This is a genomic window from Fodinibius sp. GM108 (assembly GCF_058386985.1).
In genome coordinates this window covers 1-15400 of the sequence record NZ_JBYEIR010000014.1, presented here as the reverse complement: position 1 = coordinate 15400, position 15400 = coordinate 1, and the positions used below count along the sequence as shown (strand labels likewise).

General features: G+C 43.7%; 11 protein-coding genes and 1 tRNA gene. 2 read left to right on the top strand and 10 right to left on the bottom strand.

Annotated features, from left to right (window positions below; genetic code table 11):
• Positions 1-3069, top strand: coding sequence for an efflux RND transporter permease subunit (locus tag ACT3ID_RS18130; protein ID WP_491543480.1), 3069 nt, complete (start codon positions 1-3; stop codon positions 3067-3069).
• Between the two features lie 130 nt (positions 3070-3199).
• Positions 3200-3532: a YtxH domain-containing protein gene (locus tag ACT3ID_RS18125; protein WP_491543479.1), complete on the top strand. Its 333-nt coding sequence runs from the start codon at positions 3200-3202 to the stop codon at positions 3530-3532.
• Positions 3533-3804: 272 nt separating this feature from the next.
• On the opposite strand, the gene rpoC is transcribed toward ACT3ID_RS18125, so the two are convergent.
• The 10 genes from rpoC to ACT3ID_RS18075 form a co-directional block, all read right to left on the bottom strand.
• Positions 3805-8142 carry a DNA-directed RNA polymerase subunit beta' gene (gene rpoC / locus ACT3ID_RS18120; RefSeq protein WP_491543478.1) on the bottom strand — a complete coding sequence of 1446 codons (4338 nt, stop codon included), beginning with the start codon at positions 8140-8142 and terminating at the stop codon, positions 3805-3807.
• A gap of 53 nt (positions 8143-8195) precedes the next feature.
• Complete coding sequence (gene rpoB, locus ACT3ID_RS18115; RefSeq protein ID WP_491543477.1) at positions 8196-12011, bottom strand: DNA-directed RNA polymerase subunit beta; 3816 nt, start codon at positions 12009-12011, stop codon at positions 8196-8198.
• A 181-nt stretch (positions 12012-12192) separates the two neighbouring features.
• Entirely contained in the window at positions 12193-12564 is a 372-nt protein-coding gene (rplL, locus tag ACT3ID_RS18110; protein WP_491543476.1) for a 50S ribosomal protein L7/L12, read from the bottom strand.
• Between the two features lie 54 nt (positions 12565-12618).
• Complete coding sequence (gene rplJ / locus ACT3ID_RS18105; RefSeq protein ID WP_491543475.1) at positions 12619-13143, bottom strand: 50S ribosomal protein L10; 525 nt, start codon at positions 13141-13143, stop codon at positions 12619-12621.
• A gap of 26 nt (positions 13144-13169) precedes the next feature.
• Positions 13170-13868 (bottom strand): 50S ribosomal protein L1, encoded by a 699-nt coding sequence (gene rplA, locus ACT3ID_RS18100; protein ID WP_491543474.1) that lies wholly within the window; start codon positions 13866-13868, stop codon positions 13170-13172.
• Between the two features lie 15 nt (positions 13869-13883).
• Positions 13884-14315, bottom strand: a complete 432-nt coding sequence (gene rplK, locus ACT3ID_RS18095) for a 50S ribosomal protein L11 (RefSeq protein ID WP_491543473.1) — start codon at positions 14313-14315, stop codon at positions 13884-13886.
• Positions 14316-14397: 82 nt separating this feature from the next.
• Positions 14398-14964 carry a transcription termination/antitermination protein NusG gene (nusG, locus tag ACT3ID_RS18090; RefSeq protein WP_491543472.1) on the bottom strand — a complete coding sequence of 189 codons (567 nt, stop codon included), beginning with the start codon at positions 14962-14964 and terminating at the stop codon, positions 14398-14400.
• Complete coding sequence (secE, locus tag ACT3ID_RS18085) at positions 14961-15143, bottom strand: preprotein translocase subunit SecE (RefSeq protein ID WP_491543471.1); 183 nt, start codon at positions 15141-15143, stop codon at positions 14961-14963. The genes nusG and secE overlap by 4 nt, the downstream gene beginning before the upstream one ends.
• A 23-nt stretch (positions 15144-15166) precedes the next feature.
• Positions 15167-15239, bottom strand: a tRNA-Trp gene (locus tag ACT3ID_RS18080).
• A gap of 84 nt (positions 15240-15323) precedes the next feature.
• Positions 15324-15400 (bottom strand): EF-Tu C-terminal domain-related protein (locus ACT3ID_RS18075; protein WP_422447782.1); only part of this gene is annotated, 77 nt, incomplete at its 5' end.

Sequence of the window (15400 nt, the reverse complement as noted above, 5' to 3'; positions counted from 1 at the left end):
ATGAAAAAGTATACCGTAGCCGGACGTGTTTTAAAACGACCTATTACCGTAATCATGATTACGCTGGTAGTCATCGGGTTTGGAATGTTTGCTCTTTCCAATCTGAAGATTACCATGTATCCTTCCTTTAACATTCCCATTCTTGCCATTCAGACCTCCTACAGTAATGTGGCTCCCGAGGATATGCAAAATTTGATTGTTGAACCTATCGAAGGTGCTGTTTCATCTGTAGAAGGGATTGAAACGCTGGACTCAAATATCAGTAAGGGAAACGCTTTTATTATTCTACGACTGCACAATGGAGTTAACATACGCAACACAGAACTAAAAGTCCGGGAAGAGCTCTCACGCATCCGCAACGAGTTGCCCACCGAGGCTATGGAGCCGGTTATTTTCCAGTTTGATCCGGATAATTTCCCCATTATGCGTCTGAGTCTTGAAGCTGATAACAAAGGGCTTGATGAACTTCGTGAATTAGGAGTTGATTTTATCGAACCGCGTATTGAACGGTTACCCGGTGTAGCATCAGCCGACACCCGGGGTGGACTTGTCCGTAAAATTTTTATTAATGCAGATCCGATGTCACTGGCTCAACACCGGCTTGTCCCTTCGGATATAGAATCGGCTTTGCGTTCAAACAACCAGGAAGTACCTGTTGGTCAAATTGTAGCCGGCAAGAACAGCTACAGTGTTCGTGCACAATCGCTGTATCAAAATGTGGATGAAATCCGACAGACAATTATAAAAACGACTGACAATAATATTCCAATTCGTGTTAGAGACGTTGCAGAAGTTGAAGACAGCTTTGAAGAAATTAGTACGCTTGTTGAAATCAATGGCAAAAACAGTATCACGCTGGACATCCAAAAAAAATCTGATGCAAATACTGTTGATGTAGCTAATTCAGTGATCGATCAACTCTCTTCAATCAATGCCAATTTACCGGATGGCGTAAATTTACAAGTTCTAACTAATGACGCGGATAATGTAGAAAACTCGATATCTAACCTTTCCCAGTCTGCTTTGGCTGCCTTAGTGGTCGTTGTTATTGTTCTCCTCATATTTTTGGGAGGCTGGAGAATTTCATTTGTTGTTGCGACTTCAATTCCGGTTTCAGTTACCGCTAGTTTTGCCGCAATGTATGCAGCCGGGCTCACCCTTAATATCCTTACTATTACAGCCCTGGCGTTGGCTATTGGTCTCTTGGTAGATAATGCGATTGTAGTTTCAGAAAGTATTGCCCGTAAATTAGAAGAAGGACTCCCAAAAATGCAGGCTACCCTTGAGGGAACCAATGAAGTTATAGGTGCACTTTTGGGAGCAACACTGACAACACTTGGGGTTTTTGTTCCTATTATTGGAATATCAGGCGTTCAGGGTCAGTTTTTTGCCCAATTTGCTTTAACAATCAGTATTACTATTGCTATTTCTTTTGTTGCATCAATTATTTTGGTTCCTGTCCTTTCCCTCCTTCTTTTGAATAAGGAAGAATTTCAGCGCCATAGCTCTTCTTTTAAAGCTATACACAAGCTTGAAAACTTTTATGAAAAGTCACTTCGGTGGATCATGTTTCGCAAATGGACCGTTGTGATATTTGTAGGCCTGCTATTGGGGGGAACATATTACTTGTTCAATAACCTGGATTCTGAGTTTTTTCCACAATCCGATACGGGAGAAGTTACTGTTGATGTTGATCTTCCATCTGGTACAAAATTGGTTAAAACAGCAGAGGTTCTCCGTAATTTTAGTGATACAATTCAGCAAAAAGAAGAAGTTGAAACAGTACTTACACAAATCGGTCAGCGCGGGTACAACACTCGTACCAATACCGGTCAAATAAATGTCACTCTTGTAGATGTTACTGAACGGGATATCAGTACCAATAGTTTTTCTGCACAATTGCGGCGTGAGCTCCAGGCACCCGGTGTGGATGTGAATATTCGAGGTGCCGGAGGCAGTTTCGGAGGGTTTTCTCGCGGTATTCGTCTCAGTCTGGTTGGACCAGATATGGAAGTACTCCAGGCTATCTCCAACAAAATCGAAGTTGTTATGTTGGCCGACTCAAATGTCATATCCGTTGATAATGGACGCACAGATCCCACACCCGAACTTCAATATCATGTAGACAGGCAACGCATCAGCCGGATGGGGAGCTCGCTGAATGAAGTAGCTACTTCGCTCAAGACTCAAGTTCAAGGTACACGAGTTGGCTACTTGCGAGAGGAAGGTCGGGAAGTTCCAATTGAAGTACGAGCTAACAGAACAGCACTAACAAACCGCCAACAGTTATTTGATCTCGAACTAGTTCAGGTTGACAGTCAACGCGTTCCGGTAACAGCGCTTGGCAGATTCGAAAGCATGGAAGGTGTTGACGGTATTCAACGCCGGGACCGAGAAACAGTTCTCGATGTAAATATCGAGGTTGATGGTTCTCCCAGTGAATACCGGCAAAAAATCATAGATGTCATACAACAAGAGGTAGTCTTACCAGAGGGGTACCGATATGAATTTACCGGAGGAACGCGTGATGCACAAGAAGGCTCTAATGAAGTGATGTGGTCGCTACTTTTTGCTATCCTGTTGACATATATGATCATGGCCTCACAATTCGAAAACTTCCGCGATCCATTTATCATATGGTTTGCCATCCCATTAGCTTTCTTTGGCGCACTTGTAGGCTTATGGATCTTGAATACTCCGCTAAGCGCCACAGCCTATATCGGTATGTTTATGCTGGTTGGTATTATCGTAAATAATGGCATTGTACTTGTTGATTACATGCACCTTTACAGCAAGTACAATGAAAAATCTGATTCGCTTTTTAACAACGTGATTGAAGCATGTAAACGAAGGCTTCGACCAATATTATTGACGGCACTTACTACGATCTGCTCAATGATACCGCTGTCGCTAAGTATCGGAGCAGGAGCCGAAATCTGGGCTCCGCTGGCTCGAGCCGTTATTGGTGGGTTATTCTTTGGGTCTATACTAACGCTCTACGTAATTCCCGCTTTTGTAATGGGAATCAGCAAGAAAAGACGTGATGCTATTAAAGCTCACAAGAATTAGAAAATGATTTTGAGCCACTGTTTTTAAATAAGCAGAGTAAATTGCATATTTAATAAACTCAAATCATTAAATTTAACAGTAATAAAACTACAATTTCATTGAAAAAAGCTACGGCAGACAGGAGAATATTATGAGCAAATCAAAAGATTTTACACTCGGATTATTATCAGGTGCATTAGTTGGTTCGGTAATTGCCCTCTTATACGCCCCCGACAAGGGCAGTAATACGCGCGATGTAATTTCATACAGACTTAGTACATATCTGGATGAACTTACTCATCTGATCGATCGCCTTTCTGATGAAAAAGCAGCCATCTCGGATGCAAAACGTAAAGGAGATCTGGTTGTAGAGGATGCCAAACATCGTGCAGAGGATCTTATCAATGAGGCCGAAGAACTGCTACAATCCATTGAGGAGACTAAGAAAGCATCTGATAAAACAAAATCTAAAGATAACGATTAACTACTTACGGCTATTATAACAATTAAGGCCTCTTTCCCAATTGGAAGGAGGCCTTTTTCATTGGCATTCCTGATTACACAACGTGAATTGAGACTAATATCGGTTTATACATTGGTAAAACTGATTTTATAACTAGGAAATAAGGCTGACCAGACTCCAGAGGTAAGATAGTCTCTGTACCATTTCTAAGTTCTAAGTCTCTTTTTAATAAAAAAAGCGCCTGACCGCTAGGCCAGACGCTTATATATCAATTCATCTAAAAACAATGAGTGCTACGACTCATCCTCTTCAGCTTCAGCTTTCGCCTTTTCCTCTTCTTCCTCACCATTTGGTTCTCCAGCTCCGCTAAGCTCTTCAAAGACTTTTGCAACTTCTTGCTCTTCTTCGTCAAGCTCAGTTTTCTTGCCAACGATAAGATCATCGTACTTGCGGAGACCAGTACCGGCAGGTACTCGGTGTCCAACAATAACGTTCTCTTTAAGGCCTTGAAGGTTGTCCTTCTTGGCTTCGATGGCAGCCTGTGTAAGAACCTTGGTTGTCTCCTGGAAAGAGGCCGCTGAGAGCCAGCTTTCAGTTGAGAGAGCTGCACGTGTAATTCCAAGCAGTATCGGCTTAGAAATTGCCGGCTCGGCTTCACGTGTCTCAATCTCTTCTTTACCGTCCCTTATAAGGTCATTATTAATATCCCGAACTTCTCGGCGGTCGAGTATTGTACCTTGCTTAAGATCACTGCCGCCTGCATCCGTGACAACATACTTGCCGATAAGCTCATCATTCTTGTTATTGAGCTCAAATCGGTCAACCTTGTCGCCTTCCAGATACATTGTATCACCGGGATCAGTTACTTCGACTTTCTGCATCATGGTGCGGACAATAGTCTCAATGTGTTTATCATTGATTTGCACACCCTGCAGTCGATATACCTCCTGAATCTCATTCACGAGGTAAGACTGCACCGCATATGGTCCGAGAATATTCAGGATTTCTTCAGCTGGTATCGTACCGTCAGAAAGTTGCTGGCCGGCTTCTACATAATCATTTTCCTGAACAAGAATGTGCTTGGACAGTGAAATGAGATATGTTTTTTCAGTTTTACCGTCCTTACTTTCGACGATAACTTCCTGCTTACCTCGTTTACGTCCGCCCATTCGAACAATACCGTCAATTTCTGATACGGCAGCAGGCTCACTTGGCGATCGAGCCTCAAACAGCTCTGTAACTCGCGGCAGACCCGCTGTAATATCTTTCGATTGACCGGTAGTACGCGGAATCTTAGCCAGAACTTGTCCGGCAGAAACCTCTTGTCCGTCTTCCACAACAATATGTGTATCAACGGGCAGTGTTTTTTCTCGTACGCGGTCATCATCACCTTTCACCAGCAATGTTGGGATAAGCGAACGATCTTTTGAGTCAATCACTACTTTCTCGCGGTGACCGGTTTGAGAGTCGGTCTCTTCAGCGAAGGTGATATCTTCCATGATATCTTTGTACTCAACCTTACCGTCGATCTCAGCATAGATATTGGCGTTATAAGGATCCCAGGTACAGAGCGGAACTCCTTTTGGAACTTCATCGCCCTCTTCAACCAAGAGCTCGGAACCGTAAGGCACGTTATAGCTGATAAGCTCTTTACCTTCTTCATCCATAATCTTGATTTCACCGGCACGACTGAGGACAACATCATGAATCTCTTCACCGTCATCGTATTCAACAACGCGCATGTTTTCGAACTCAACCTTACCTTCGAACTTCGCTTTATGCTGTGATTCAGACTCCATTCGAGAAGCCGTACCACCAACGTGGAATGTTCGAAGTGTAAGCTGCGTACCTGGTTCACCAATGGACTGTGCGGCTATAACACCTACTGCTTCACCTACTTGTACCATGGTACCACGAGACAAGTCTCGTCCGTAACACTTAGAGCAAACACCGCGCTCGCTTTCGCAGGTAAGTACCGAGCGGATTTCAACTTCTTCAATAGAAGTTTCAGCGATACCCTGTGCTACCTCCTCATCAATCATCTGGTTAGCTTCACAGAGCAGTTCATCCGTAATCGGATCATAAATATCATGCAATGAAACACGACCCAAAATACGATCTTCGAGACTCTCAATAACATCTTCGTTATCTTTGAGTGCCTTCATCTTAATTCCGCGGAGGGTACCACAGTCTTGTTCGTTGATAATGATATCCTGCGAAACATCAACAAGACGTCGTGTCAGATAGCCGGCGTCAGCTGTTTTAAGAGCTGTATCGGCCAGTCCCTTACGAGCACCGTGCGTGGATATAAAGTACTCAAGTACTGTCAATCCTTCTCGGAAAGAGGAGAGAATCGGATTCTCAATTACCTCATTTCCTTCTTGTTGCGAGCTCTTCTGAGGCTTCGCCATCAGACCCCGCATACCGCCGAGCTGACGAATCTGTTCTTTTGAACCACGAGCACCAGAATCAGCCATCATAAATACCGGGTTAAATCCGTCTTTATCAGCTGTCAGTGCTTCAAACAAGGATTCAGAAACCCGGTTTGTAGTGCTTGTCCACTTGTCAATAACCTGATTATACCGCTCGTTGTCGGTGATAAAGCCCATTTCATAACGTTCGGTAATTTCCGAGACCTCATCTTGTGTTTTCTCAATGAGCTTCTGTTTCTCATCAGGCACTACAATATTCTCCAGACTAAATGACAAGCCTGCTATAGTAGATTGCTCGAAACCAAGCTTCTTCATGTTGTCCAGAAACTCGGCAGTTCGAGATGTTCCCACCTTATAATGGATGTCACCGATAAGAGAACGAAGTTGTTTCTTTCCGAGGGTTCGATTGATAAAGCCCATCTCATCGGGCAAAATCTTATTGAACAATACTCGACCGGTAGTCGTCTTTATAATCTCATAGCCTTGTGACTCATCCTCGTTAGGTATTCGAAGATTAATCTTTGCATGAAGATGCAGGCGATCCCGATCGTAAGCAATCAATACCTCATCAGGGTTGGCAAAAGTCTTACCTTCGCCTTTCTGGTCACTGGCCATCTTGGTCATATAATAGATACCCAATACCATATCCTGCGATGGCACGGCAATCGGTCCACCGTTGGCAGGGCTAAGAATATTATGCGAGCCAAGCAGTAATACAGAAGCTTCGAGCACTGCATCATGACTCAACGGTACGTGAACAGCCATTTGGTCACCGTCAAAGTCAGCGTTAAAGGCCGGACAAGAAAGCGGATGCAATCGAATGGCTTTCTCTTCAATCAGTACCGGCTGATATGCCTGGATACCAAGCCTGTGCAATGTTGGAGCACGGTTTAACAGAACCGGATGGCCCTGAATCACATGCTCAAGAACCTCCCAGACAATTTTATCTCTGCGATCTACAACTTTCTTCGCAGATTTTACTGTCTTCACATATCCGCGCTCAATTAATCGGCGGATAATGAAAGGTTTATATAATTCTACTGCCATCTCTTTGGGCAGACCGCATTGATTAAGTTTCAGCTCCGGACCTGCTACAATTACAGAACGGCCGGAATAGTCAACACGTTTACCAAGCAAGTTCTGTCGGAAACGACCGCTCTTTCCTTTCAGCATATCGCTGAGAGATTTCAGCGGTCGGTTGTTATTCCGTACGGCGTTAGATTTTCGTGAGTTGTCATACAGTGAATCAACCGCTTCCTGCAGCATTCTTTTCTCGTTACGCAGGATTACATCAGGCGCCTTAATATCAATCAGGCGCTTCAGGCGGTTGTTACGTATGATTACCCGTCTATAAAGATCATTCAGGTCGGATGTCGCAAAACGTCCACCTTCAAGAGGAACCAGCGGTCGCAGTTCCGGAGGAATAACCGGAATTACGCTCTGCACCATCCATTCCGGACGGTTTTCAGTATGCTGATTAGCAGCACGGAAAGATTCAATAACCTGCAGACGCTTCAACTTCTTCTTCTTACGCATCTGCGAAGTTTCATTCCGCGCCTCATAGCGGAGGCGATAAGCCAACTCATCAAGATCTTGCGTAGCAAGGAGTTCTTGGATGGCTTCAGCACCTTCTTTGGCCCTGAACTTATCTTCATTTTCGTCATCCATCTCCCACTGATCTTCGGGGAGCTGTTCCTGGATGTCGTAATATTCTTCTTCAGAAATCAGGTCGCCTTTTTTATACCCAAGATCACGGGCGACACCTGGATTCATTATTACATACGTCTCATAGTAGACAATCTTCTCAAGATTTTTGGAAGAGTATCCAAGGAGATATGCAAGTTTATTGGGCAATGACTTGAAGTACCAGATATGTACTACGGGCACAGTAAGGGAAATATGTCCCATACGTTCGCGCCGAACAGCTTTTCTGGTTACTTCAACGCCACACCGGTCACATATAATCCCTTTGTAACGGATTCTTTTGTATTTACCACAGTGGCACTCGTAATCTTTAACCGGACCGAAGATCTTTTCACAGAAAAGACCGTCCATTTCCGGTTTAAAGGTACGATAGTTGATGGTCTCAGGCGTCAACACTTCACCATGCGACCGAGACAAAATGGTCTCTGGTGACGCTAGTGAAATACCAATTTGATCGAAGTCTTTTGAGACTGTTAATGTATTAGTAGTCGGCAAGGAAGTACCTCCGGATTGACTTTATTTAACAGTAGAAAATTCTGTTGTTGTAATTAGTCGATGTGGATTTCTAGGCCAAGTCCCATCATTTCTCTTAGTAATACCTTAAAGGATTCTGGCACATCACCTTCAGGCAGGTTTTCACCTTTTACAATGGCTTCATAAACGCGCGATCGGCCTTTTACATCGTCGCTTTTAACAGTGAGCATTTCTTTCAGGATATTTGAAGCACCATATGCGTACAGTGCCCATACCTCCATTTCACCGAGTCGCTGTCCGCCAAACTGAGCTTTACCACCCAGCGGCTGCTGCGTAATCAGTGAGTATGGACCAATGGAACGGGCATGCATCTTATCCTCAATCAAGTGATTGAGCTTGAGCATATAAATGTATCCAACAGTAGATTGCTGATCCATGGGTTCACCTGTACGACCATCGCGCAATGTCACGCGTCCGTCACGAGGCAGCCCTGCTTCCTCCATCTTTTCTTTGACTTGTTCTTCTGTTGCTCCGTCAAAGATGGGTGAAGCAAATTTAACACCCAGCTTTTTGGCAGCCCATCCTAAAATGGTCTCATAAATCTGACCAAGGTTCATTCGGGATGGTACACCAAGTGGATTCAGGCAAATATCTACAGGTGTTCCATCTTCCAGATAAGGCATATCCTCTTCCGGAACAATTTTCGCAATTACACCTTTGTTACCGTGGCGCCCAGACAGCTTGTCTCCAACCTGCAGCTTACGCTTTTTGGCAACATAGACTTTGGCCTTTTGAATAATACCTGCAGGCAGATCGTCGCCTACCTGAATCTGATATTTTCGGCGTTTTGCCTCTGTGTCGATTTCACGGCGCAGTTCACGATAATTTTTGAACAACAACCTCACGTGCTCTACCAATTCTTCATCAGTAGCCCACTGGATGTTTTCATTGATATTTACCGGATCCAGCTCTTCAAAATCAGACTTACGGTATTTTTCTCCTTTAGGGATGAGTTCTACGCCGTTGAAGTCATATACACCGGGTGAAGTCTTGTCTCTCAGCAAGGTGTAGAGTTTATCAACCATCTTGCTGTTAAGATCATCGACTTTTTCCTGATGACGTTCATTCTCAAGCTCTACCTGTTTCTTTTCTTCTTTACGCGAAATCTGTTCATCGCGTTTGCGGCTAAAGAGCTTGGTATCAATAACTGTTCCTGAAACTCCCGGTGGTACCTTCAGTGAAGCGTCTTTAACATCTCCCGCTTTATCACCAAAGATAGCCCGCAAGAGCTTCTCTTCCGGTGTAGGATCGGTTTCGCCTTTAGGCGTAATCTTACCTACCAAAATATCACCAGGATTAATTTTTGCTCCTACCCGGATAATACCTTGTTCATCGAGATCCTTCGTGGCGTCTTCACTGACATTCGGTATTTCGCGCGTTAGCTCTTCTTCTCCACGCTTTGTATCACGAACTTCCTGTTCAAACTCTTCGATATGGATTGAGGTATAAATATCATCCTGAACAACACGTTCGCTGATAACAATCGCATCTTCAAAGTTGTATCCTCTCCAGGGCACAAATCCTACCAAGAGGTTTCTTCCAAGAGCAAGTTCACCCTGATCGGTTGCACAACCATCGGCAAGCGTTTGCCCTTTCTTGACCTTATCACCAACCTCAACAATCGGTTTTTGATTGATGGTAGTATCCTGGTTGGTACGGTCAAACTTCGTGAGCTTGTATTTTTTGACTCCTTCATCAAAATAACACTGTTGCTCCATTTCAGTGCGATCATACTTCACATGGATCTCTTCTGCACTTACGTAAACAACTTCGCCATCTTCTTCGGCAGTGATAATTGCTCTTGAGTCTTTAGCAGCCCGGTGCTCGAGACCTGTTCCAACAAATGGAGCTTCCGGTCGGAGCAGCGGTACTGCCTGACGCTGCATGTTTGCTCCCATAAGGGCTCTGTTCGCATCGTTATGCTCTACAAATGGAATCAATGCAGCTGCAACGGATGAAATCTGATTTGGCGATACATCCATAAATTCAACTTCATCAGGATTTGCCAAACCAACCTCTCCATCACGGAAACGGGAGAATATATTTTCATTTTTAAACACTCCTTTTTCATCGAGCGGTGCATTCGCCTGTGCAATAATGGTTTCGTCCTCCTGCTCTGCAGAAAGATATTCAATATCCTTTGAGGCTTTACCGTCCTCAATTTTTCTGTATGGTGTCTCCAGGAATCCGAAATCATTTACTTTAGCATGCACACAAAGCGAAGTAATCAAACCAATATTCGGACCCTCGGGTGTTTCAATCGGGCACAAACGACCGTAATGTGTATAGTGGACGTCACGAACCTCAAAACCAGCACGCTCACGCGTCAATCCACCCGGTCCAAGTGCAGACATTCGACGCTTGTGCGTCAAGGTCGCCATCGGGTTGGTTTGATCCATAAACTGTGACAGCTGGTTAGTGCCAAAGAATGTATTAATGACCGATGAAATGGTTCGGGCATTAACCAGATCCTGTGGCGTCAACTGCTCGGCATCGCGAGAGTTCATTCGCTCTTTGATGGTACGAGACATCCGGGCCAAACCAATAGAAAACTGCTGTCCCAGCTGCTCACCAATGGTACGGACCCGGCGATTGCTCAGGTGGTCAATGTCATCAACCTGCGACTTCATGTTTTTAAGCCGGATAACCTCTTTGACGATGGCTACGATATCTTCTTTAACGAGATATCGAGTATCCATATCAACATCCAGCTTCAGTCGCTTATTCAAGCGATATCGACCGACTTCACCGAGATCATACTTTTTATCGCTGAAAAATAATCGCTCAAGCACCTGTCGTGCCGTTTCGGGATCTGGCATTTCACCGGTACGAATCTGCTTGTAAATTTCGCCAAGTGCAGATTCTTCATCATGAGTAGGATCTTTGCGGAGCGTATTCATAAAAACATCACGCTCAGAATCTTCCGGCTCTATTTCCTGAACACGAACTTTATCGACGTCTGCTTCTTTCAAAAGCCCATAATCATCTTCTTCAAGCTCATGATCTATCTCCAGCAGAACTTCGCGTGTTAGTGCTTCAGTAACTTCTCCGGTATCATCATCGACAACTTCTTCCATCTTCTCTTCGACGATATCAACCGCCAGACGTTCTCCGACAAGTTCTTCATTGAACTGCTTTTTAGACTCCAGATCTACCACTTTAGAATATCCGAAGAGATTAAACAGCTCTTCGTCAGTTGAATAACCCAGAGCACGCAGTAGCGTTGTAAATGGAACTTTCTTTTTACGGTCTATATAAGCCCACAATACATCCCGAATATCGGTAGAAAATTCGATCCATGACCCCTTAAAAGGAATTACACGTGCATTATAAAGCTGTGTACCGTTGGGATGTTCATTGGTGCCAAAGAAAGGACCAGGCGAACGATGCAATTGACTTACAATAACACGCTCAGCACCATTGATAATGAAACTACCCTTGTCCGTCATCCAGGGCAGATCTCCCAAAAATACTTCCTGCTCAATTGTTTCCGTTGTTTCGTCGTCATCATCAACCGCAGAAAGTCGAAGCTTGGCTTTCAAGGGCACTGCATAGGAAAGCCCACGCTCCTGGCATTCTTTCATGCTGTATTTCGGAGTATCCACGCTATAATGCATGAATTCCAGGATATGGGTTTCCCTAGAATCCTGTATGGGAAAGTTGTTATTGAATATTTTCTGCAGCCCCTGATTTTTACGATCTTCAGGTGCTACATCCAGTTGTGTGAATTGCTCAAACGATTCTAACTGGATATCCAGAAAATCAGGATAATCCAAGACATGTTCTGTACTACCAAATGATAAGCGGTCGGTGAAAGGTATTTTTTCCATTTTACTCTGTTTACTCAAAAGGAACCTCTCCTTTAAAATTAATTAGATGGTGATGAGCCGAATTTGCCGCTTTGAAAACACTTCGGAATAAAGCGAACTTTAGCTATGCAAATAAGACGCCAATAGCCAATACCGTATATACGATATTGGCTAGTAGCAAATAAAATATGTTGATACTTAATTACTTAAGTTCAACTTCAGCACCTGCATCTTCAAGCTGCGACTTAAGGTCTTCAGCCTCTTCTTTACTGATGCCTTCTTTAACAGGATTTGGCGCATTATCCACCAGCTCCTTGGCTTCTTTAAGCCCAAGACCTGTTATGCTGCGTACTTCTTTAATGACAGCAATTTTCTTATCGCCGGCACCAGTCAGAACAACATCGAATTCTGTTTGTTCCTCTTCTCCGCCGCCTTCGCCGCCACCAGCAGCAACAACTGCGCCAGCAGATGCAGGCTTGATATCGTATTCTTCTTCTAGAAAGTTAGCGAGTTCGTTTGCTTCTTTTACACTTAAGTTAACTAATTGTTCAGCTAATTCTTTAACGTCAGCCATTTGTTTATTTCTCCGATTGATCTTTGAATTGAAAAATTCGTGTGTTAATGTTAATTATTCTTCGCCTTTTTCGGCGATTGTTTCAAGGGCTCCGGCCACATTCTGTCCGGGAGCTTGTAACGCACCAACCACATTGGAAACGGGAGCAAGCAAGAGACTAACAATGTCTCCGATAATCTCGCTCTTTGACTTCATTGCAGCCAATGTATCCAGCTCATCCTCACCGTAATAATCTCCATCGATGATTGCAGCCTTAAACTTGGGCTTTTCCGTTTCTTCATACAGTTTCTTAATCACTTTTGCGGGTGCGGCAAGCTCTTCTTCAACAAAGGCAAAGCCATTTTGCTCTACTAGGTGGGGATACAGTTCTTCATATCCACCAACCTCGTCCATGGCTCGTTTCACCAAGGTATTTTTATATACCTTATATTTAATGTCGCCTTCGAAGAATTCGCCACGCATTGTGTTGATTTCTTTTACTGACATGCCTGAATAATTGGTGATATAGACAGCACCGGCGTTATTCAGATCTTCAGTAATTTTCTCAACAGTCTCTTTTTTTTCTGCTAATGTTGGCATTGTTCGGTTTTCGTATTGTTAAACTTCTATGCAGAAATTATGGATGAACGACTTAAAGGGATACTTGGTCCCATGGTCGAGCTCATAAATGCACTTCTGATATATAAACCTTTAGCAGAAGCGGGTCTGAGCTTCATCACTGTGCGCAAAAATTCTAACACATTTTCACGAAGTTCACTGGCATCGAAGCTAACCTTGCCAATTGAGGCGTGCAGAATACCATACTTATCTACACGGAAATCAATCTTACCGGATTTTGCTTCTTCGATTGCATCAGCAACATCGTTTGTTACGGTACCACTCTTGGGATTAGGCATAAGTCCACGAGGTCCCAAAATGGGTCCCAGCTTACCTATCTTGCCCATAACATCCGGAGTAGCAACAATGACATCTACGTCAGTCCATCCATCTTCAATTTTTTCGATATACTCGTCGAGACCTACATGATCTGCTCCGGCCTCAGCGGCTTCCTCTTGTTTAGCTTCATTTACCAAAGCTAAAACACGGACTTCCTTACCCGTACCATGCGGCAGGGTTACAGATCCGCGCACCATTTGATCGGCATGCCGGGGATCAACCCCCAGTCGTAAATCCAAATCAACTGATTCATCAAAATTAGCCGTAGAGGTTTTCTTCACAAGATCACAAGCTTCCTCCAGAGTATATTCCAACTCGGGATCAATGAGCTCTGCGGCCTCTCGATATTTCTTTCCTCGTTGTGCCATAAATTAATTCACCTTCTATTTATCTCTTTGCACTCGAAGCCCCATGCTTCGTGCAGTCCCTGCAATCATCTCTGCAGCATTCTCAATCTCGAAAGCGTTGAGATCCTGCATTTTCTGCTCTGCTATCTCTTTGCACTGGGTCCAGGTAACCTCTCCAACTTTTGTTCGGTTTGGTTCTCCGGAACCTGATTCAATTCCAGCAGCTTGTTTAAGCAGTACTGCAGCAGGTGGAGTTTTAGTTATGAATGTAAAAGACTTATCCATGTACACAGTAATCTCAACCGGAATAATTGTCCCGGCTTTATCCTGTGTAGCAGCGTTAAAAGCCTTACAAAACTCCATTATGTTAATTCCAGCCTGACCTAAAGCAGGTCCAACCGGAGGAGCAGGATTTGCCTGTCCTCCACGAATTTGGAGCTTAAGTACTTGATCTACTTTTTTTGCCATTTTAATTTACTGCTTGTACTTATATGTTATTTGCCGCGTAATAGCTCACTTTGCATCCGCCAGCCGGCGGATTAATATTTGGTCAAGTTGCAGGTTCTACCTGGTTCACACCAACTTCAACCGGGGTCTTTCGACCGAAAATACTTACCAGAACACGTAACTTGAGTTTTTCAGTATTAACCTCTTGTACGGTTCCATCAAAATCTTTAAAAGGTCCATCAATAACTTTAACAATATCTCCTTCGTCATAGGGAATCTCAATCTTGCCCTCTCCCTCTTCAGCTCCTTCGCCTTCACGGACACGTCCCAGAATTCTATCAACTTCAGACTTCCGAAGTGGCTTAGGAATGTTGTCCGTTTTACCACTTTTCAGAAAACCAATTGTTGAAGGAGCTCCTTGTATCAGGTTATTTACTTCTTCATCATATTGCGTTTTTAGTAAGATGTATCCCGGGAAAAAATTCTTCTCCCGCGTGCGTTTTTTACCAGATCTAATTTCAATAACAGTTTCAGTCGGAATCAGTACTTCCTTAATTTTATCTTCCAGCCCCTGCATTTCTATCTCACGGTCCAAATACCGTTTCACTTTTTTTTCGTGGCTGGAAAACACACGAACTACATACCAATCATATTGATCTTCTTGTGTCATTGATAGATGGCCTCTAATATCGTGCTATATACTTGATCTATTGCAAAAATAAATGCAGACAACAGAATTGTAAAAATTACAACTATAATCGTGTAATCAACCAGCTCATCCTGATCTGGCCAGGAGACCTTTTTCATCTCCTTGCGTACATCTTCTAAGTACTCTTTAATTTTATTCATGAATCTGAATCAATTCTAACTTGCACGGGTGGAAGGACTTGAACCCACAACCTTCGGTTTTGGAGACCGCTGCTCTGCCAATTGAGCTACACCCGTAAATAACGACAGAATAGGAGCTATATTCCTATTCTGTCAGCATTTTTTAATATAACAGTAGTGTAGTACTGTCTCGAAATTAAATTATTCAATAATTTCGGTTACGACGCCGGCGCCTACGGTGCGGCCGCCTTCGCGGATCGCAAAACGCAGCCCTTCTT